Here is a 19,302-nt window from a genome sequence, read left to right on the forward strand (position 1 = left end):
ATTTCAAATATATCACAATATATTAAAGGAATTGAGGGATAATCACAATGAAAAAGATTATAAACAAACCAGAAACATTAGTAATGGAAATGTGTAACGGAATGGTTATGGCTCACCCAGAGCTTGAACTTTTGAAAAAATATAAAGTGATTAAGAAGAAAGAAATGAACGAAAACAAAGTAACGTTAATTAGTGGCGGCGGTAGTGGCCATGAGCCGGCACATGCAGGATTAGTCGGAAAAGGAATGTTAGATGCGGCGGTGTGCGGAGATGTTTTTGCTTCTCCTTCACAAATTCAGGTATATCAAGCAATTAAAGAAACAGCTAGTAAAAAAGGTACGTTATTAATTATTAAAAATTATAGCGGCGATATTATGAATTTCAAAAACGGTGCGCATTTAGCGACGGAAGATGGAATTGAAGTCGACTACGTCAAAGTGGACGATGATATTGCGGTAGAAGATAGTCTGTATACAGTAGGACGCCGCGGCGTTGCAGGAGTTATTTTAGTTCATAAAATTGCCGGCGCAGCAGCGGAAGCAGGTATGGATTTAGGAGCGGTGAAAGCTGTCGCAGAAAAAGCAGCGGCTAACGTGCGCACAATTGGTTTAGCGTTAACGTCTTGTACAGTTCCAGCGAGCGGATCACCTACTTTCACACTTGCGGAAGATGAAATGGAATACGGCGTAGGTATTCACGGCGAGCCAGGAATTAAGCGTGAAAAAATGTTGTCAGCAGATGAACTAGCTAACCGTATGACAAATGACCTTGTAAAAGATTTAGGAGTAAAAGATGGCGAGGAAATCGCACTTCTAGTTAACGGTTTTGGCGGAACACCACTGCAGGAACTTTACTTATTTAACAATGCAGTGACGCGAGAATTAGCTGCTAGAAACATTAAAATTAATAGAGTATTCGTCGGCAACTATATGACGAGTATCGATATGGCTGGTATGTCTTTAACTGTAATGAAATTAGATGATGAGTTAAAAACATTACTATCAAAAGAATGTAACACACCAGCGTTTAAAGTAGATGGGCCAGTTGAAAGTGTAGAGTATGTAAATGTACTTGAAGAAACAGAAGAGAAAGAAGTTTCCTTTGAACTAGAAACAGCAGAAGAACACGCTGTTATTAAAGATAATGTCATTACATTAAACAACATGATCTATCTCGTTGATAAAATGAGCGATATTATTATTAAAAACGAAGTACCGTTCTGTGAGTTAGACACGCACGCTGGTGACGGCGACTTCGGAATGAGTGTAGCAAAAGGATTTAAGCAATTAAAACGTGAGTGGCATTCTATTGTAGATCAAGAGAACGTAACAATCGGATCATTCCTTGATGGTTGCTCCATGATCATTATGGAACATTGCGGCGGCGCATCTGGTCCAATTTGGGGCGGTGCATTCCGCGCAGCTAGTAAAGCAGCAGGCGAGAAGCGTGAGTTAACAGTGAAAGAATTCGCTGAAATACTGCAAGCAGCACTGCAAGGCATCCAATCGATCGGTGAAAGATCATTCGGCAGAGGAGCAGTAGTTGGTGACAAAACGCTTGTTGACGCACTTGCTCCATGTGTAGACTCTTGGTTAGATAGCGCCTCAAACGAAGTAGACGTAAAAACTGCCTTTGAAAAAGGTGCAGAAGCAGCGGTTAAAGGAGCAGAGTACACGAAAGAAATCGTAGCTCGCATGGGCCGCGCTGGTACAGTTGGCGAAAGAAGTTTAGGATACCCTGATGCAGGTGCACATGCGCTTGGAGTTATCTTTACGGAGATTGCGGGTAGTTTGAAATAGGAATTGGAAAGTCCCTCTGCCTTAAGGTGGAGGGATTTTTCTGTAGTTTTCGAGAATAATAGTATGTGTCTTTTTGTATCACCAAAAACGACCGATTTTGGTGATACAGAAGGACATAAATCTCGTTTTTTGTTATGTCTTCATTTACAACGGTTTTCAAAGGAGATATTCTTAGTAAGAAATTATATTGAAAAGGGGTTTTGATTGTATATGATGAAGCTTATTAATCGCTAATTAAAATTCAAACGAATTTTATACTGTAAAAGGTCAAATTAAGGATAATTCCTTGATTTTATTTGTTATACCCTTTTACTAGTAGCGGTTAGAAGACATTATATCTTATCAAAAAATTTCATGTTATTTCACGATATCTATTTTTTCGGGATAGGTGTATTTATAATAGACAAAAATTTGACCATGAGAAGATGTTTCTTCTTGTGGTCTTTTTTTGTCGTTTTTTGATTCCGGAAGCATGTTTCTATGCCGTTACACCTATTATAAGGCGGTGATTAACGAAAACTTAGTAGTAGATTGTTGTAAGAAATATACACTCTTTTTAGGAAAATATAATAAAAAATGGAGGATTTATCATGAATGAATATCAATTAATTAGTGACTACAAGCAAAATGAAAAATATAAGGAAAGTTTTAATGACCTTGCAAAACATGTATTTGAATTGGATTTTAAAGGATGGTATGACAGGGGCTGTTGGAATGATAACTATATTTGCTATTCTTATGTGGATGGAGATAAAGTCATCGCAAATACATCTATTAATAAAATGAATGTAATCTCTAACGGTAAGGGATATAAAGCAATTCAATTGGGTACAGTGATGACACATCCGGATTATAGACATCAAGGTTTAGCGACTAAATTAATGAATCATATCATTAAAAAATACGAGAAGGATTATGATTTTATATACTTATTCGCGAATGATACGGTGTTAGAATTTTATCCTAAATTTGGTTTTGAAAAGGTGCAAGAAAATAGCTTCAGCTTGAAGGTTTCAAATATGATACGTCAAATAGACAAAAAGTACGATTTACGAAAGTTAGATGTTAATAATCAGGCTGATTTTGAGCTGATGAAGGAATATGAAGCCGAAAGAATTCCGGTGTCTTCTAGATTAGGTTTGAAAAATAGTAACATTATTCACTTTAATATGTTAATTATTTTTTGTTGTCTTGTTAGTTAAAGGGGTACTTAGTACAAAAAATAGCCGTAGATAGTAGCACGAACACTGTTCTTGTTATAATTAATTTTTTTCAGAACGTCTATAATCCTCTTTTAAAAAATATATGTAAATATAATAAAAAACGAATGATTAATAGAAATATTCTACACCACTCGTTTTTTATCGGACTTCTTTTTACTGTACTTTTATTTTCTTTATGAGTTATTAGAAAAATAATTGTCTATATAAGTCTTTATTTTTTCAAAATTCTTTTCCATAAATAAGATTGCTGGTACTTCAATTATTGGAAGATTATTTTCATTATCAAAAGCTGGACACGGTTTGGGAACTACCAAATAGTCAACTGAGTTTTTATCCCTAATATAATTAATTGAAACATCATAATACTTAGAAAAATATTCCTTCAAATCATCCTGATTCCTTAAAAATGGTAGAGAAAATATTGAACCATAATTTATACCAGCGTCGACAATTAATACAAAGCATATTTTTTTCATGATACACCCTCCTCGTATAATAAGTTTTAAGTTAATAACTGTTCCTTGAAAATTAAATAGTTTTTATCTTCAAGAGCTACATCAAAAAAATGATGTATGGGTAAAATTTAGTATTGGATACTGGAGGATTTCCCTAGATAACGGAAGTATGGAAATGGATCCATCGGGAATATGCTTACTCCCCCTGTAGTTCGACCATGTTAAAAGACTGTGACCCAGACCAAAATGCACTGCATAGGTACAAGCTGTATCGGTTTCCTTCACTTACCTCTCATGGTGGTGGGAGGGCAGCTAAAAAGAAGTCCTGGTGGAAGTTTTGGAAATGAGAACCATTTTTTAATTAATACAAGTACAAGAGACCTTATAGGGTATTTTACTGTTTTCGCTCAAATGAATGGATTGTCTTATACATCTAAGTTGCTTCTACATAAATATCTGTAATCTCACCTATTACTATATCTTAAAAAATATGCAACAGTACCAATAAACCGTTATAAAAAATATTTAAAATAATAACAAATAGGTATAATAATTCCCACTATAGAAAATACAATACTTCCTAAATTAAATGCAGAAAGTTTCGCACGATGAACTTGAATTTCACCTAAATCTACCCCTCCACTAAAATGCTTATCCATAACTTTAGCGACGTTTTGTTGTTGATTAACAAAATAAGGTATTAGCCATATACAGCAGAACAAAATAATACTACCAAAAAAGAGTGTGTCAATAATTGAAGCTCTCCAATTTAATGAAGTAATGACTATGAGAACAAATTCTCCCACCATAACAATTACCATAGTTACTACATATCTGGATTTTTCAGAAACGTTTTTAAATACAGTCTCGTCCAGAATTTTTTCTATTTTAGTCCATATTACACTGATTAACACGATTAGGCTAATTAAGAAAATAGTAAATAAAGCTTTAACTAAAAGATACTCAAACACTACCGACACCACCTAATAATTTCTAAATTAGAATATAAAGTTGATTTTTTTTAACTCTATCAAAAGATTAAATTCAATAACCTATTAACTAGCTTATCGAAAAATTTATTGATTTAAAGATACAACGCTATATGTATTAGTTATATAGGATAAGATCTCCCAAAATTCCTTTTCTAATATATATATCTTCTAATCGTTGTTGGACTTCAATTGTCTAAATATTTTATTTAGCACTTTATATCAGTTAATGATTAGAATTTTCTGAATTAAAATTCCGTGATATTGTTAAGAAAATAATTATTATTATGATATCTCGATGTAATTGCTGCTAATGCTTTATCTTCAAGGGGAAATATAAGGTTTTCGTTACCGTAATACTAATAACAACCTAACAAATTGAATAGTTACCAGAAAATACTAAAATAGGTCCCTCAGCAATTTACAGTATAATACACTTTTAGAAAAAATGGAATATTTAAGTATTTCTTTATTAATAATATGAATTAATAGAATGTTTATATTATTATACGGATTAAAGATAGCTCAGCTGTGGTGATCTTTATTCATTTTTTCTAGAGTTTATATTAACTTAGCAAACTTTGTAACAGAACCATATATAAGATCAAATATGATAAAAGCAATATCACAAGTTTTTTATTTTTTATACAGTAACCATTTGTTAGCCAATCCCTTCTCTTTATTCGGAATATTCTGTTGTTTTTTATTGATTTACAATTAGAGGTTGAACTATTATATAATTTACAGAATTATAGTAATGTTTAGGTAAATAGAAGTAGTTGAGGAGAACGTAGTGATATGAGCACAAATATTTTAATGCATGAAGCAGTTATGCAACAACTTAATGATTTTTATCAAATGATGTTGTCGCAGCAAATTGAATAAGCATGAAAAAGTTAGTGATTATCTCGATGTATGTTACGAAGTGAAACAAAAACTACTAAGCAAAGGGGCGTTAAAATAATGAAGAAGCTTGTATTAGCGACGATAGGATTAGTGATAGTATTATCATTTAGTAACAATACAGGTGATACACAACATGCTCTAAAAAAGGAAGAAATTATACAATATTCACATGCTGATCATTTTTAATATCTCATTAACAAAGGGACTCCAATTATGGAGTCCCTTTGTTAATAGGATATTGCTTTAGTTTATCTAATTGTAATAATGTTTGTAAAAAGTGTAGATATTTTCTGAATTTGCAGAGGTAATTATTTGTTAATCTTTTAAAACATTGGCTTAGTAATACCAAGGGTTATTATAAATATATTAATTACATAATTTGTCCCTATCAAAATGAACGTTTTTTGCATTTAATATATTGTAAATATATTTTATTTTGGAAGGATCTGATTATATGGCTCATAAATCTACTGGAGTGTTTCGGGTTCCAGTTTCTGAAAATGGGATTATTCCAACTGCTCTCAACATTATGCTAAACAATGATTCACGCTGTCATACTAGTAATGTAACGGTAACTGTTAAGAGAAGTCGAAACACCTTTTTCCCAACTCAAAATGAATTAGTTGAAATCTCTCGTACTTTTGTTTCTTTAGAACCAAACAGAACAACTAAGATTGTGTTGTTTACTCCAGAATTTCAAGTAGAAGATTTCCTTGATGTCATCATTAGTGGAAATAAAGAGGATGTTAAGGATGTTCTTGTATATTCTTTCTTAGCAGATTCAGTAGGTCACAATCTCCCATCTACTGTTTTCAGAAATGCAGAATACACTTTTGCTTGCTGACACTGTGATGATGTATTTTTTAATGTCGTATATCTGAATTGAAATGTTACAAGTAGCACTTCACGGCATACAATCTATCGGTGAAAGATCGTTCGGCAGAGGAGTGGTAGTTGGTGAAAGAAGTTTAGGATATCCAGATACACATGCGCTTAGGGTACCTTTACGGAAATTTTGGGTAGTTTGAAATAGAAATTAGAAGATCCCTTCTACCTTAAGGTGGAGGGGTTTTCTTAATATTATTTTTTGATATATATCGCTAAGTATGTTCCCATAATTCATTCTATTGTATTGAGAATAATGTCATCTACATCAAAAAAACGGCTTATAAAAGGAACTAGTATTTGAGGTGGGTTTATTAACGAATTTTATATATAGCATGAATGAAAATGAGATAAATAAAACAATATTCCCTATTATGTTTTTAAAAATTAATTGAGCAGCTCCTTGTAAAAATAAAGAAAAGACACCTAAAGGTGCCTTCCGCCGGCTTAAATTAATTTTAATATTATCGATCTAAGTTTAAAAGCTGTAGGGATTTTTACTGTGGGTTTTGTAAGTAGTTTTTACGAAATTATGAGTGTTTTTTATTTTGTATTTCAATAAGTTCATCTGGTAGCATTTTTGTATAATATTCTTTTTCTGTTAGTTCAAATATAAATAATGCTTTTTTCCAGTTATAAATAACATCTTCTACATTATGTTGTTTCATTTTTAATAAACACTGACCTTTTAAATAGAATAGTTCACCTAATAGGTATAAAGTATTTAGATTAATTGCTAATTTGATGCCCTTATCAATGTACTTTATTGCCTCTTCATATTGATATGTGAAGTCGAAACATTTTGCTAAATTTAACATGAGTTTTAATTTAATTTCTTTATCTCTAGGAAAATCTAATTTATTAAAATTAGTTAAACATCTTTTGAATATATTAATACTTTTTTCATATTCTTTATTTTCTGCATAAAATATAGCCATTGTTTGCATAATATCTATTTCTCTTTCTGATAAAAAATCAGAATTAGTTAAAGTCAGTTTTAATGCATTATTTAAAAAATCTAAAGCAGTTTTTATTGATTTATCCACCATAAATACAGCAATTGCTTCATGCCATATTAGAAATTGTTTCTCATCTTTTGTTTGAAAATTATTTAAGTTTTTCTCTTTTTTTACTATTTCATAAAGTTCTTTATATTGTTTTTGCTTTAAGCAATCTTTTATTACGTATTTTACATTTTCTACATATTTTAATCTTTTGTTTTGAGTTAGTGCAAATATATTATTTGGGTCAATACCAAGTCTTTCTGATAATTGATATAACAATATACTAGATGGATAAATCATACCTTTTTCAATCTTGCTAATTTGACTTTGTGAACATATTCCATGACATAATTCGGATTGTGATATATTTTTTTTGATTCTAAGTTCTTTAATGGTAATACCCAAATCGTTAAATTCCATTTTTCCACCTACTATTTAGCACTTTATTAAAATAAGAACATTCTCTAACCTTAATGTAATGTAAAATTAATATAGTTGCAATTATTGTTTTAAAGGGCTTATCGTTTCTATAAGATGGTGAGATTTTTTTATGTACAAAAAAGACACCAAAAGGTGCCTTCTTGCGATTTGCTCCATTGTAATATGGTATTGGATGCCAGTCCAATTATTATTTTACCACGTTAAATAGCTTCGGTTATTGAGAAAAAAGACAACTCATTATTTGAATGCAAAAAGTCCTAGGGGGACTAGGACTTTTTACTAGAATGAATATGATTTAAAAAAGGACTTATATAACGTAACATATGAATGTTTCGTAAATGTATCAAAAAAGTGAACAAAAGCGTTAATTTAAATAAAAAAAGCTCCGCGATAAAAGCTGCGGAGCTTCATAAGGTCGAGTTATGTCGTACTCACAAGGGATTTTAACATGAATGTTGTGGTGAAAATACTGGTAAATTTATCCCGTAAAACCCCCACTGATTAGAGTTTCACTTCATTCGAAGGAATTCATGTTTTATAAATTAGATTATGAGAGTTGATATTCTCCATATTGACCAGAAAAGAACTAAAAATTCTAGTGAAATTCCAAGTGTTCGTTTCCTAGTTTTTTGAAATTCTTTTATTAAATAGCCAACAGCACTAATTGCTATAAGAATGAAAAGAATAAGTTCGAGTGTAACTGGCATTTTATCTACTCCTAATACTGTAGTTTATTATATAAAGATTATAAGATATTTTTGTGGCTAGTGGTGAAAAATTCAATAGAATTATTTCTAAATGGAGTAAATCTTTCAACGGACCAATCAAAGGTCAATATAAAAAGTGTTATACAATATACGCATGGAGAGTCGTGGGGCTAAAGAAATATTGGAGTATAAAGAGTTGTTAGATCAAAGGATTATTACCGAAGAAGAGTTCGAAGTGTAGAAAAAAGTAATTATTAGGTATATAGATGAAACGCTCAGATGAGCGTTTTTTTATTTATATATTCGCAAGTAAAATAACATAATATCACTATGAATCCTTATAACAATATGAATTTTTGCATATTTTAAAATTTAATATATCCCTTAAAAAGTTTTAATTGTATAATATATTTTGTCATATTTTTAGATTTTTCGACATAAACCAACAAAAATAGAGAGCGTATTGGGAGAAGACATTATGTATACAAAACTATTAAAATCAATTACATCATTATCACTTATTGGTGGTGCGTTGTTATATACAAATGGCAGCGATGTAAAAGCTGCTGAAGTGGGTGTTTTTTCTGATGTGCCGACATCACATTGGTCATATCCTGCGATTAAAGATTTAGCGAGTAAAAATATTATTTCCGGTTATGGAAATGGGATATTTGGTTTTGGAGATGTTGCGACAAGGGAGCAAGTTGCGGCTTTAATTTATCGAGTGTTAGTACCAAATAAACAAGGCGGCTCGTTTAGTAATGATGGAACTCGTTACGTATTAAAGGATGGGTCTACGTTTAAAAATCCTTACGGTGATATTAATCAAAGTTCTACAATGTTCCCAGAAGAGGTATTAACTTTAACAAATTTAGGAGTTTTTAAAGGTGATGAAAATGGCCAATTTAGACCGAAAGCTTCTGTGAATCGTGCAGAAATGGCACAAATTCTTACGAATGCTTTCCATCTTGCGGCAAAACAAAAACATACCTTTAAGGATGTTCCAAATCCATTTTGGGCAGAAAATGCAATTAGTGCGGTGCAGTCAAATGGAATCGCAGATGGCACAGGGAACGGGAATTTTGAACCGTATGGCACAGTAACACGTGAACAGTATGCGCAGTTTTTATATAAAACTTTGAAGTATAAAAATGCTGATGTGAAAGATACAGGAGATGCGGCATTATTAACAGCGTTTAAAGAGGAAGTACAAAAGCGTATTAATACATACGAGACAAATATTACACTGCCATATAAAACGAAAAATAATAATACAGACGAAGTGATGAATACACTTTTTAACGCATATAAAGAAGTGGCAAGTAAAAATGAGTATACAAATAATAATAGATCGAATGTTTCATATGGACTTTCTGGATCACCTGGAAATTATACGTTTACGCTTAAGATTACATATCGTGAAACGAAAGAACAGACGGAATATGTCATGAAACAAGCGAAAGCAATCGTTTCTTCTATCACTCAAGTTGGAATGGATGATCACGAAAAAGTGAAGGCGATTCATGATTACGTAGTAAAGCATGTTTCTTATGATACGTCTTATAAAGCTTACACAGCATATGAAGCACTTGTAAATCGTTCTGCGGTTTGCCAAGGTTACGCACTATTAACTTATCAATTATTAAAAGAAGCAGGAATTGAAAATCATTTCGTGACAGGAACTGGGGACGGACAACCTCATGCTTGGAATTTAGTGAAAATCGAAAACAAATGGTATCACCTTGATACAACATTCGATGATCCGGTTCCAGATGAGCAGGGCCGCGTAACGTATTCGTATTTCAATTTATCAGATGAACAAATCGCAAGAAATCATGAGTGGAACCGTGGAGACTATCCGCAAGCTACAACAAATTATTATAGTACACTGACAAATAAAATTGCGGCAGGTAGTACGAAAACGTCTGCATATCAGCAAATATTAAAAGATACAAAGTTAAACTATTTAGGAAATGAATATATTGCAAATAACTATACTGAATTAAAAAATAAAATGCAGCAGCGTTATAGTGCAAAGCCAGAAAAGATAGAAGTACTTTATAAGCAATCAATGAACGGTGCGCTGCAAGATGTGAAAAATGCAATTGGGGAAATCGGTTATCCGCAAGGGTCCAACCGTGTTTCTTATAAAGCGGAGCCTTACAATGCGAAAGAAGGGTATTCTTTAGTGACGATTACGTTTACGTATTAAGAATGAGAAAAAGCATCTGTTTCAGATGCTTTTTTTATTATATTGATTCGACAAAATATGACAGGTGAAAGCGAATTGGTCTGTTATGATAATTTTTGGAATTTTACATTTTAGAGGATTAATCATGAATAAAAAGAAGATTTTCGCTGTGTTAATAGGAATTGTAGCCTTATTTGTAATTATTAATGTAGTTGTTACGAAAGAGAAAACGACATCAACCAGTGAAAAAATGTACTCTGAGAAAGAATATAATAAATTAGTAGATGAACATTTTGAAGAAACGCAAAAGTTGAAAAGTGATATGAGTGTGTTAGAAACTGAAAAAAAATCTCTTGAAGAGCAAATGAAGGCGAAGAATAAGCAAGGGTAAAACAAAAACGCTATCTTTTAAAAAGGTAGCGTTTTTGTTTTGGGTTATAAAGTTATTCCTACATTTGACATATACAGTCTGACTGTATAAAATTAAACTATACAGTTTAACTATATAGTTTAGCTATATAGTTATCGTTACATTGGAGGTCTTTATGAATAGAGATAAAAATTTACCATTAACGGAAACAACGTATTACGTTCTTTTAGCTTTATTAGAGCCAGCTCATGGATATTTAATTATGCAAAAGGTGGAGGAACTGAGTAATCATCAAGTGAAAATCGCAGCGGGTACATTGTATGGTGCGGTGGAAAATTTATTAAAACAAGGGTTAATAGAATCGGTAAAAAGTGAAGATAAAAGAAGAAAAGTGTATGTCATTACGGAACGCGGGAAAGAAGTATTGCATTTAGATTTTATGAGAATGCAGCACATTATTGCGGTTACAAAAAGTTTATTACACGTATAGTTAGGAGGAAACGATGATGTGGAGATTAAAATTCTTTTTAGACTTTGAGAAAGAGGAAAAATGGTTAGAAGAGATGGCTTGGAAAGGCTATCAACTAGAAAGCAATACATTTGGTTATACATTTAGATATACAGAACCGGAAGATGCGACGATTAAAATAGACCATAGAGTATTTAGTAGAAAAAGTGATTTTATTAATTACTGCACATTATTTGAAGATAGTGGTTGGGAGCATATAGCTGGTAATCGGTGGTCAGGTACGCAATATTTTAAAAAGGTAGATGAAGAAAGTGAAGATGACATTTTTTCAGATCCAATGTCACGAGCAGGGAAGTATAAGCGTCTATCTAAAACATTTTTAGAATTAGCGATCTGTTATTTGCCGATATTATTTTTATTTATGTATAGTAATACAATGAATTTAGGAGCCTTTGTAAATCCGAAAGAACTATACTTGACGCCAGGATTATGGGATAAGCAAGGTGCATCATTTCTATGGTCATTCTTATTTGAAACGCCATTTGCATTAATGAGAGGACTTTTTTTGATATTTATCCCCGTTGCGACATGTATGTTTTTCGTTTGCTCGTATAAAGCAAATCGATTGTATGAAGAGAGAAGATGATAGGAGAAATCCCCTTAAAGTAGCTGCTTTGAGGGTTTTTTGAATTTGTAAATGACTCTTCTTAAAATAGATATGAGATTAGAGAAGGACAATGATGTATTGGAGGTTACTATATCAAAAAAGAAAATTGTATGTCTAGACGCATTTTAAATACAAAATAACCGATTCCTTATACGTTAAGAAACCGGTTATTTATTCCCCCACTTTTTTAGAGGGCTTTTTCTTATAATGGTCTTAAATGATTGATTTAAGGTTATAAACTTAAATCATAAATAAAATATAGAGTAAAAACTATATACGAAATAAATGTAACGAAAACAAGGAAACATATAAACTGAGAATTAGATACATATTGTTCTATTCTTTTTTTCATGTTAATTCGTATTATTTTTCAAATGTGAAGTATCAATTGGAATTTGAGCTTTCCAAGAACCAATTACTTTTCCAATTCTAGTTATATTTACGTCTAAAGTAAGAGGCTGTTTAAAAACGTCTTTTTCTTCAGTAGTTATAACAAATGTAGCAACACCTTCAGGTCTATCATTATCACGAATGCCTATTTTATCTAACTTTTTACCTGCTGCCATAAGTTCAAAAGGAAGATAATCATCTGAATCATGGATAAATGATAGTCTCCCGTCATTTTTAATCTCAGGGTTTTCCTCTTGTTGCCCATCAATTTTACCATCATTCTCAAGATCTAATCCTGATGTATCAAATTCAAATGGTACTAAACTTCCGTCCGCTTTTTCCATTCTATAATGAACTGATATACGTGAATCTGCGATAAATACTTCTTTGAGATGTACAGTAATACCTTGATCTGTAATTTTTTCATCAATAGGAATATATTTACCATTCTTCATCATATCTTGTGTGATACCATTTTCATCTTTTATTCCTTCATTTACAACTTTATCATTTGTAATTGCATTAGAAAAATAGGAAGCAACATTTGTAGCCGCCACTTGTACTTGTGGAATCATTGCTGTTGTGAAAAGTGCTGCTGCAGCTACTGCTGTATAAATGAAACGCTTTGATTTTTTACTCATGTTTGTAAAGATTCCCTTCTTTTGTTGTTTTTTGTGATTTATATTAGAAACATTGTCTAACTTGGAACGACTTTCAAATGTTTTCCATGCTTGTTCTATATCAATTTTGATTTCTTGTGGTGAATTTGCAGACTCTTCATCTAGCATTACGTTTTCCCATTGATTTAATCTATTGATTTCTACTAATAAATCTTGGCATGCTTTACATGTATCTAGGTGCTTTGTAAATTCCTTTCTTATATCATGAGAAAGTTCTCCATCAATATATGTTTGAATAAATCCGATATCATAACATTTCATTTGTTATGCCTCCTCCATTTGTTTATAAATCTTGCGAAATTTCATTTTGGCTCGGACCAATAATGTTCCAATAGAAGATATTTCAATTTGAAGTACTTCTGCAATTTCTTTATATTGAAAACCAGAGAATTTCATTAGTAAAAGGGTTCGTTCTCGATCATTCATTTTATTTAGTATCGTTTGGACCTTTGTAATTTCTTCTTTTCTTATCCAATCATCGTCTAATGATGAAACATTTTGTACTTCATGGTATTGTATTTCTTTATCAATCTTCGCTTGCTGCCTTTTTTCAGATCGAAAATGGTTATAGGCTACATAAGTAGAAGATTTAATCAACCATCCAGGTATGTTTTCAATCCCTTTCCAATCACTACGATATAATTGTAAAAATACTTCTTGTGCTAACTCTTCAGCGATAGATTGATCTTTAACGATCCAGATGATTTGTTTCACAGCGTAAGCATAGTACTGCTTAAATAAATCTTCAAAGGTCATATCAGAAGCATGACTTTCTTCATTTTCTATGGTTAACATGTTCGTTTAAACCTCACTTTCAATTTGATACCTGTATTATAGAGAAACCAGAAAAACGGATTTTGTGACAGTTTTTCTGGATATTTTTTATTATGTACTAAAAAAAGCATTCGTCTAATTAAAAGAGAAATGCAAAAAGGAAATGAAAACATAAAAACTATAACTCTTGCAGTAGTTGTCTATTAATGCACAAGAAAACAGTTAGTTTGTTGCCAAACTGTATCTAAACGTACAATTTCACTTCTTCTATTTTCATGAATATGTATAATTACATAAAATTTCAAAGAAAAAGAGAGTATACTTTCATATTGTGTAATAAAGATAAAGCCCGCCTACGGAAATAGGCGGGCTTTTTTTACTTATAAAGAAAAGACAACCTTTAAGGTGTCTTCCTTTTGAAATCTAGGTTGTCCAGTTTGTTTTACTTTGGTGCAATAGCAATATTGTTTGGAATAAAGTTTCACCATATTGCTATTAAACTAAAATATTAAGATTGCACTTAAACGAAATTTATAGCATCGAAGTTCATTTTGGAGGGGGAATGTAATACTACATTTTTAAAGTATTCGTTACACTTGAACCTCTGCACATTGCGTAGAGCTTTTTTCATGAAGAAAGGACACTCACGTGAGTGTCCTTTCGATAGTTTTTAGCAGAAGCAAGCAGCTCCAACGATGATTAATAAAATAAACAATACAACTAATAAAGCAAATCCTCCAGCGAAGCCACAGCCGCCACAACTACCACCAAAGCCCATAACAGTTCCTCCTTTAAATAGGAGGAGAAAAACAAAGGTTCACTCATGTGTTTTAACGGATTCCATTTACTTTATGCTTTTTACGAATAAATGGAGCAGGTCCTTTTCAAAATAGATTTATTCTTAGCAGGAGTTCAAAGGAAAAACAGGAGAATCCATATTATTCTTTAAGAGCGAATAGATAGAAATCCGCTTTTATACCTTTCATTAAAATAATACTAGCATTATATATTATAAGGAATACTTGTCCTTAATTGTAAATGAAAGGGGGGAATTGATATGAGCTATGGCTATGGTCATCCTCCTGGAAGATGTCATAAACATCACAATGAAACTTTGTCAACGGGTGTATTACGTAGACATTCCGCTACGTTATTTCTTACTGTTGAAGCTATGAATGTTGATCCAGATGATACTCGTAGAGTAACAGTTGAAATGTTTGATTGGTCATCTGGTTCTCCGGTATTGTTACCATTAATAGACCCTTCAACACAAACATTGCCACCTAATCGATATGTTACTTTTCGTTCAGCAGCTCTTCCTCCAGGAGTTTTTGCTTATGAAGTAAGAATCATTCGTCCGAAAGATAGAGATGTTGTTACGAATGTTTTTGGTCTTAGTGCAATCATATTTAACCCACAAGAAGGAAACAATGTTTTACAACATGATTTAGCAAAATTAGACCTTAAATAGATTTTATAAAGGTCTATTTATTGAGCATGATTAAAAAAAGAGTAGGATGTAATCCTACTTTTTTTAACGTTAATTAGAATTTTAAAAGAAATCCTTCATTATTTTAGCATCTTTAATATTCACTATCACACCTTCTACCTTATCTTTCTTCTCATCTTTAGCAATCGTAATTTGCTCCTTATTATCAGCCCACACAAGAAATTCTTCTTTTGAGTCATCTTTATATGTAACAGTAATAGTAGAATGTGCAGATTCTCTCTTTTTTTGATCTAGTGTGATTTGTTTAGGAGTGCCTTTTTGGACTGCTGAAACGATAGATTGTATCATTTTTTCGTTGTCTGTTTGAGATTTGGAAGTAGTATGATTTGTTGTTTTCAGTATTTCAATGTCTGTAATATTAGCGGAATTTAATTGAAAGGTATTTTGTGTATGTTCTTGCTTAGCCTGCGAAGCTTTATCTGTAGCCGAGGTGCTTGTACAACCTATTAAAGTGAAAGATAGAGCGGTTAGTGCGCATATAGATATGATTTTTTTCATAGTATCCCTCCTTAAGTTTAATTATATCAATTTTCTGTTAATTTAGGTAGTTATTGTAAGGAGAAGGTGTTTTAAAGTGGTAAATGATGATGTTCATTCTCTATTAAAATCAAAATTCACATAACTTTTTTCATATTTTATGTTTAACATTTCGAAAATGGGTGTACTACATATAATATAACAAATAATTCATTTTAAAGGAGGAAGTTAAAGATGGAAACGAAGTATAGTAAACCTTTTGTATATGAATTTATTACGGAGAAAGAGGTCATGAATGCGGCGAATGATCTCGTGAAAAAAGGAATAGACCAAAAAGATATTTACGTATTAACGCATGAGAAAGATAGGACAGATAGAATTGCGGACAATGCAGACGTGAATACAATTGGGATAAAAGAGGAGGGACTTGGGACAAGCATTATTAACGTCTTTCAAAAAACAGGAGATCAGTTAAGAAATAAAATGCAAGAGTTAGGGCTTAATGAGGAAGAAGCGAACTTTTATGAAGAAAAACTGGATGAAGGGAAAATCTTGTTATTCGTTAAGGATTTAGAAAGAGTCGGTGAATGGTTACAAGAAAGAAGATGCATGTATTCTATTTAAATTTGTATCCTATAAATCTATAAATCTATTACGAAAAGGAGATTGTAAATATGAGTGAGAACGGACTAAAAGAACAAGTTAAAGGTAAAGTTGAAAAGAAAAAAGGACAAGTAAAAGAAGGAATTGGTGAAGTTACAGAAGATAGAGAGTTGAAAAATGAAGGGAAGTGGGAAAAAACGAAGGGAACGATAAAAGAAAAAGTCGGAAAAGTGAAACAAAAGATAAGTGATGAATTGGATAATAAAGAATAATATATGTTCATCAAGCTTTGGTTACATACTAAAGCTTGATGAATCCAATATAAAACGAATATAGGAGGTTTAATTGTGGGACTTATTATTACGTGTATTGTAGGTGGACTTATTGGTGCGTTAGCTGGAATGATTACAGGAAAAGACTTTCCGTTAGGTATAGTTGGTAACGTGATTGCCGGATTAATCGGATCTTGGGTAGGTAGTGCGTTATTTGGTCATTGGGGTCCTGAGTGGGGAGGCATCTTTATTCTTCCGGCGTTATTAGGTGCAATCGTCTTTATTTTAATCGTTACATTCTTCTCTAGAATGCTGCGGAAAGCGTAAGTATGATAATAAATAGTAATCTTAAGTTTATTATATATAGCTATAAAGTTAATGAACTGATAAAAATACATAAAAAAGCATCCAATTAAACTAATTTGGATGCTTTTTTATGTATTTTACATAGGAATGAGTGGAGGATGAAGAACCCCCCACTCATTAACATTACACTTTCTATTATGTATTAAGCCATCGTTACCTTTTTACAATTATTTATTCTTACGACTTGCCTTGGTTCTATATGAGATAAGTCCTCGCTATTACTTATATCAACTACAATTGTATTCGTTAGTATGTTAATAATGGAACCAACTAATTTTGTAGCATGATCGTGTCGATAAGAAAATTGAACGAAATCTCCCTTTTTAAAGTTGTGCTCTTCCATAGATAGATCCCCCTAAAAATAATGTTTATACATTATACATACACAAAATTATAAGTTTTAAACATTTATTAGTACGATTTAAGTGTTAAGCCGAGAAAGGTGTAGAAAATTTATTTATAATGAAAATAAAAAAATATGTTTAAAACTAATTTTTATGGGTAATTAAATAGTAAAAGTTCGAGATAAGGGGGCGGAAATGATGAATTTGGCAATAAATATTTTGCAAAATGATGTAGGTTATACGGTACAACTTAATGGTGAGATTGATGCGTATACGGCATCAGATTTAAAAAATAAGGTAATGCCTATTACAAGCGAAAAAGAGGTTCATATTGTAGTAGATTTTCATAACGTAGATTATATGGATAGTACAGGCTTAGGAGTTTTTATAGCTTTATTAAAAGCAGTTAAGAAAAATGATGGGAAGCTAGAGTTTACTGGTGTGTCTAAAAGGCTAAAAAGATTATTTGATATTACAGGGCTAACAGAAATATTAAATTTGAATTCCGATTTTGAAAAAGTAGAAAGAAGGTGACTAGGGATGATGGAGAGATTTGAAAAGATAGAAATGAAAATTCCTGCAAAAGCAGAATATGTGGCTATTATTCGTTTAACAATGGCTGGTGTTGCGAATCGAATGGGCTTTGCTTATGACGATATAGAAGATATGAAAATTGCTATTAGTGAAGCTTGTACAAACATTGTACAACATGCATATAAAGAAGACGTTGGAGAAATTACAATTGTCTTTGGCTTATATGAAGATCGATTAGAAATTATGGCTGCGGATAATGGAGTTAGCTTTGATTTTAATAGCTTAAAAAGTAAAGTTGGTCCGTATGATATTAATAAACCAGTAGAACATTTGCCAGAAAATGGTTTAGGTTTATATTTAATCAATACGTTAATGGATGATATACAAATTATGCATGATGAGGGCATGACAGTTTTAATGACAAAATATATACAAAGAGAGCAGGTGGAGAATGATGGAAATCCAATCTCAACCTACAAATCTTACTAAAGAGGACGTTATTAAACTAATTGCAGACTTCCAACAAAACCAATGTGATGAAGCACAGGAAAGATTGGTTAATCACTATAAAAATCTTGTATACTCCATTGCATATCGCTATTCAAAAGGTGGGCCGATGCATGAAGATATTATACAAGTAGGAATGTTAGGGCTCTTAGGTGCAATAAGAAGGTATGATTATTCGATAGGGAATGCTTTTGAGCCGTTTGCAATACCTACAATAGTAGGCGAAATAAAGAAATATTTACGTGATAAAACTTGGGGTATTCACGTTCCAAGGCGAATTAAAGATTTAGGCGGGAAGATTAAACTTGCGATAGAGGAGCTAACAGATCGTTTCCAGCGTTCACCGAAGATTATAGAGATTGCAGATCATTTAGGACTATCCGAAGAGGAAGTGCTAGAAATTATGGATGCGAAAAATAATTATCGCGTATCTTCCTTAGATGATGTAGTTGAAAATTCATCTGATGGCAGTTCGGTAGCGAGGATTGAATCTGTAGGTGAAGTAGAGCAAGGATATGAAGAGACAGAAAGGCGTCTCGTTTTAAAGGATATTTTCAACGTATTAAATGACACAGAAAAGAGTGTTATTCATTATATATTTGGAGAAAATTTAAATCAAAAAGATACAGGGGAACGGTTAGGTATTTCACAAATGCACGTTTCTCGTATTAAAAGACAAGCGATAAGTAAATTGAAGCAAGCAGCATTTTTAGATACATAAAAATTTAAAATCATTATG

22 protein-coding genes and 2 pseudogenes are annotated in these 19,302 nt (G+C 32.0%); 16 read left to right on the forward strand and 8 right to left on the reverse strand.

Annotated features, from left to right (window positions below; genetic code table 11):
• The first annotated feature begins 47 nt into the window (after positions 1-47).
• Both dhaK and HFD78_RS00950 read left to right on the forward strand, forming a co-directional pair.
• Complete coding sequence (dhaK, locus tag HFD78_RS00945) at positions 48-1,799, forward strand: dihydroxyacetone kinase subunit DhaK (protein WP_000720739.1); 1,752 nt, start codon at positions 48-50, stop codon at positions 1,797-1,799.
• 590 nt (positions 1,800-2,389) lie between these two features.
• Positions 2,390-3,001 carry a GNAT family N-acetyltransferase gene (locus HFD78_RS00950; RefSeq protein WP_001008207.1) on the forward strand — a complete coding sequence of 204 codons (612 nt, stop codon included), beginning with the start codon at positions 2,390-2,392 and terminating at the stop codon, positions 2,999-3,001.
• A gap of 194 nt (positions 3,002-3,195) precedes the next feature.
• Here the strand turns inward: HFD78_RS00950 and HFD78_RS00955 are convergent, their stop codons facing one another.
• Positions 3,196-3,498: a hypothetical protein gene (locus tag HFD78_RS00955; protein ID WP_000717611.1), complete on the reverse strand. Its 303-nt coding sequence runs from the start codon at positions 3,496-3,498 to the stop codon at positions 3,196-3,198.
• A 491-nt stretch (positions 3,499-3,989) separates the two neighbouring features.
• Positions 3,990-4,448: a hypothetical protein gene (locus tag HFD78_RS00960; protein WP_000464473.1), complete on the reverse strand. Its 459-nt coding sequence runs from the start codon at positions 4,446-4,448 to the stop codon at positions 3,990-3,992.
• A gap of 981 nt (positions 4,449-5,429) precedes the next feature.
• Here HFD78_RS00960 and HFD78_RS29785 point away from each other — a divergent pair.
• The 3 genes and pseudogenes from HFD78_RS29785 to HFD78_RS30040 all read left to right on the forward strand — a co-directional run.
• Positions 5,430-5,558, forward strand: a complete 129-nt coding sequence (locus HFD78_RS29785) for a hypothetical protein (RefSeq protein ID WP_000737555.1) — start codon at positions 5,430-5,432, stop codon at positions 5,556-5,558.
• Between the two features lie 268 nt (positions 5,559-5,826).
• Positions 5,827-6,216, forward strand: coding sequence for a hypothetical protein (locus HFD78_RS00965; RefSeq protein ID WP_000940662.1), 390 nt, complete (start codon positions 5,827-5,829; stop codon positions 6,214-6,216).
• Positions 6,217-6,256: 40 nt separating this feature from the next.
• A pseudogene (locus tag HFD78_RS30040) lies at positions 6,257-6,343 on the forward strand (dihydroxyacetone kinase, ATP-dependent); the annotation flags it as partial.
• 444 nt (positions 6,344-6,787) lie between these two features.
• Here the strand turns inward: HFD78_RS30040 and HFD78_RS00970 are convergent.
• Complete coding sequence (locus HFD78_RS00970) at positions 6,788-7,681, reverse strand: helix-turn-helix domain-containing protein (protein WP_000395466.1); 894 nt, start codon at positions 7,679-7,681, stop codon at positions 6,788-6,790.
• Between the two features lie 1,206 nt (positions 7,682-8,887).
• On the opposite strand from HFD78_RS00970, the gene HFD78_RS00975 reads away from it, so the two are divergent.
• The 4 genes and pseudogenes from HFD78_RS00975 to HFD78_RS00990 all read left to right on the forward strand — a co-directional run bounded on the left by HFD78_RS00975 (position 8,888) and on the right by HFD78_RS00990 (position 12,085).
• Positions 8,888-10,621 carry an S-layer homology domain-containing protein gene (locus tag HFD78_RS00975; protein ID WP_000288179.1) on the forward strand — a complete coding sequence of 578 codons (1,734 nt, stop codon included), beginning with the start codon at positions 8,888-8,890 and terminating at the stop codon, positions 10,619-10,621.
• A 124-nt stretch (positions 10,622-10,745) separates the two neighbouring features.
• A pseudogene (locus tag HFD78_RS00980) lies at positions 10,746-10,970 on the forward strand (hypothetical protein); the annotation flags it as partial.
• A gap of 175 nt (positions 10,971-11,145) precedes the next feature.
• On the forward strand, positions 11,146-11,460 hold the full coding sequence (locus tag HFD78_RS00985) for a PadR family transcriptional regulator (RefSeq protein ID WP_001078063.1): 315 nt from the start codon (positions 11,146-11,148) through the stop codon (positions 11,458-11,460).
• A gap of 13 nt (positions 11,461-11,473) precedes the next feature.
• Entirely contained in the window at positions 11,474-12,085 is a 612-nt protein-coding gene (locus HFD78_RS00990; RefSeq protein WP_002060866.1) for a DUF2812 domain-containing protein, read from the forward strand.
• Between the two features lie 374 nt (positions 12,086-12,459).
• Here HFD78_RS00990 and HFD78_RS00995 read toward each other — a convergent pair whose 3' ends face one another.
• The 3 genes from HFD78_RS00995 to HFD78_RS01005 all read right to left on the reverse strand — a co-directional run bounded on the left by HFD78_RS00995 (position 12,460) and on the right by HFD78_RS01005 (position 14,728).
• On the reverse strand, positions 12,460-13,437 hold the full coding sequence (locus HFD78_RS00995) for a DUF4179 domain-containing protein (protein WP_000650422.1): 978 nt from the start codon (positions 13,435-13,437) through the stop codon (positions 12,460-12,462).
• A 3-nt stretch (positions 13,438-13,440) separates the two neighbouring features.
• Positions 13,441-13,971 carry an RNA polymerase sigma factor SigX gene (locus HFD78_RS01000; protein ID WP_000955505.1) on the reverse strand — a complete coding sequence of 177 codons (531 nt, stop codon included), beginning with the start codon at positions 13,969-13,971 and terminating at the stop codon, positions 13,441-13,443.
• A gap of 649 nt (positions 13,972-14,620) precedes the next feature.
• Complete coding sequence (locus tag HFD78_RS01005; RefSeq protein WP_000505670.1) at positions 14,621-14,728, reverse strand: YjcZ family sporulation protein; 108 nt, start codon at positions 14,726-14,728, stop codon at positions 14,621-14,623.
• A 279-nt stretch (positions 14,729-15,007) separates the two neighbouring features.
• Between HFD78_RS01005 and HFD78_RS01010 the strand changes: the two genes are divergently transcribed.
• Complete coding sequence (locus tag HFD78_RS01010) at positions 15,008-15,421, forward strand: hypothetical protein (RefSeq protein ID WP_000120206.1); 414 nt, start codon at positions 15,008-15,010, stop codon at positions 15,419-15,421.
• Between the two features lie 81 nt (positions 15,422-15,502).
• Here HFD78_RS01010 and HFD78_RS01015 read toward each other — a convergent pair whose 3' ends face one another.
• The gene (locus HFD78_RS01015) at positions 15,503-15,958 is read right to left on the reverse strand and encodes a hypothetical protein (protein WP_000720850.1); all 456 of its coding nucleotides are present in this window, start codon (positions 15,956-15,958) and stop codon (positions 15,503-15,505) included.
• A 213-nt stretch (positions 15,959-16,171) separates the two neighbouring features.
• Between HFD78_RS01015 and HFD78_RS01020 the strand changes: the two genes are divergently transcribed.
• From HFD78_RS01020 to HFD78_RS01030, 3 genes are all read left to right on the forward strand, one after another.
• Positions 16,172-16,561 (forward strand): YflT domain-containing protein, encoded by a 390-nt coding sequence (locus tag HFD78_RS01020; protein ID WP_000448802.1) that lies wholly within the window; start codon positions 16,172-16,174, stop codon positions 16,559-16,561.
• A 50-nt stretch (positions 16,562-16,611) separates the two neighbouring features.
• A complete protein-coding gene (locus HFD78_RS01025) occupies positions 16,612-16,812 on the forward strand; it encodes a CsbD family protein (RefSeq protein WP_001293468.1) in 201 nt (66 codons plus the stop codon).
• A 75-nt stretch (positions 16,813-16,887) separates the two neighbouring features.
• A complete protein-coding gene (locus HFD78_RS01030) occupies positions 16,888-17,139 on the forward strand; it encodes a GlsB/YeaQ/YmgE family stress response membrane protein (RefSeq protein WP_000522902.1) in 252 nt (83 codons plus the stop codon).
• A 181-nt stretch (positions 17,140-17,320) separates the two neighbouring features.
• On the opposite strand, the gene HFD78_RS01035 is transcribed toward HFD78_RS01030, so the two are convergent.
• Positions 17,321-17,521, reverse strand: a complete 201-nt coding sequence (locus HFD78_RS01035) for a hypothetical protein (protein WP_000391011.1) — start codon at positions 17,519-17,521, stop codon at positions 17,321-17,323.
• Between the two features lie 196 nt (positions 17,522-17,717).
• Here HFD78_RS01035 and HFD78_RS01040 point away from each other — a divergent pair, with 196 nt between their 5' ends.
• Genes HFD78_RS01040 through sigB form a run of 3 tightly spaced genes read left to right on the forward strand, consistent with a single transcriptional unit; the run spans position 17,718 to position 19,284 of the window.
• On the forward strand, positions 17,718-18,056 hold the full coding sequence (locus HFD78_RS01040) for an STAS domain-containing protein (protein WP_002060869.1): 339 nt from the start codon (positions 17,718-17,720) through the stop codon (positions 18,054-18,056).
• Positions 18,057-18,062: 6 nt separating this feature from the next.
• Positions 18,063-18,545 carry an anti-sigma B factor RsbW gene (gene rsbW / locus HFD78_RS01045; RefSeq protein ID WP_000970580.1) on the forward strand — a complete coding sequence of 161 codons (483 nt, stop codon included), beginning with the start codon at positions 18,063-18,065 and terminating at the stop codon, positions 18,543-18,545.
• A complete protein-coding gene (sigB, locus tag HFD78_RS01050) occupies positions 18,508-19,284 on the forward strand; it encodes an RNA polymerase sigma factor SigB (protein ID WP_002093898.1) in 777 nt (258 codons plus the stop codon). The genes rsbW and sigB overlap by 38 nt, the downstream gene beginning before the upstream one ends.
• The last annotated feature ends 18 nt before the right edge of the window (positions 19,285-19,302 follow it).

The sequence above is a fragment of the Bacillus sp. EKM501B genome, from assembly GCF_011800505.1.
In the GTDB taxonomy this organism is placed as follows: domain Bacteria; phylum Bacillota; class Bacilli; order Bacillales; family Bacillaceae_G; genus Bacillus_A; species Bacillus_A cereus.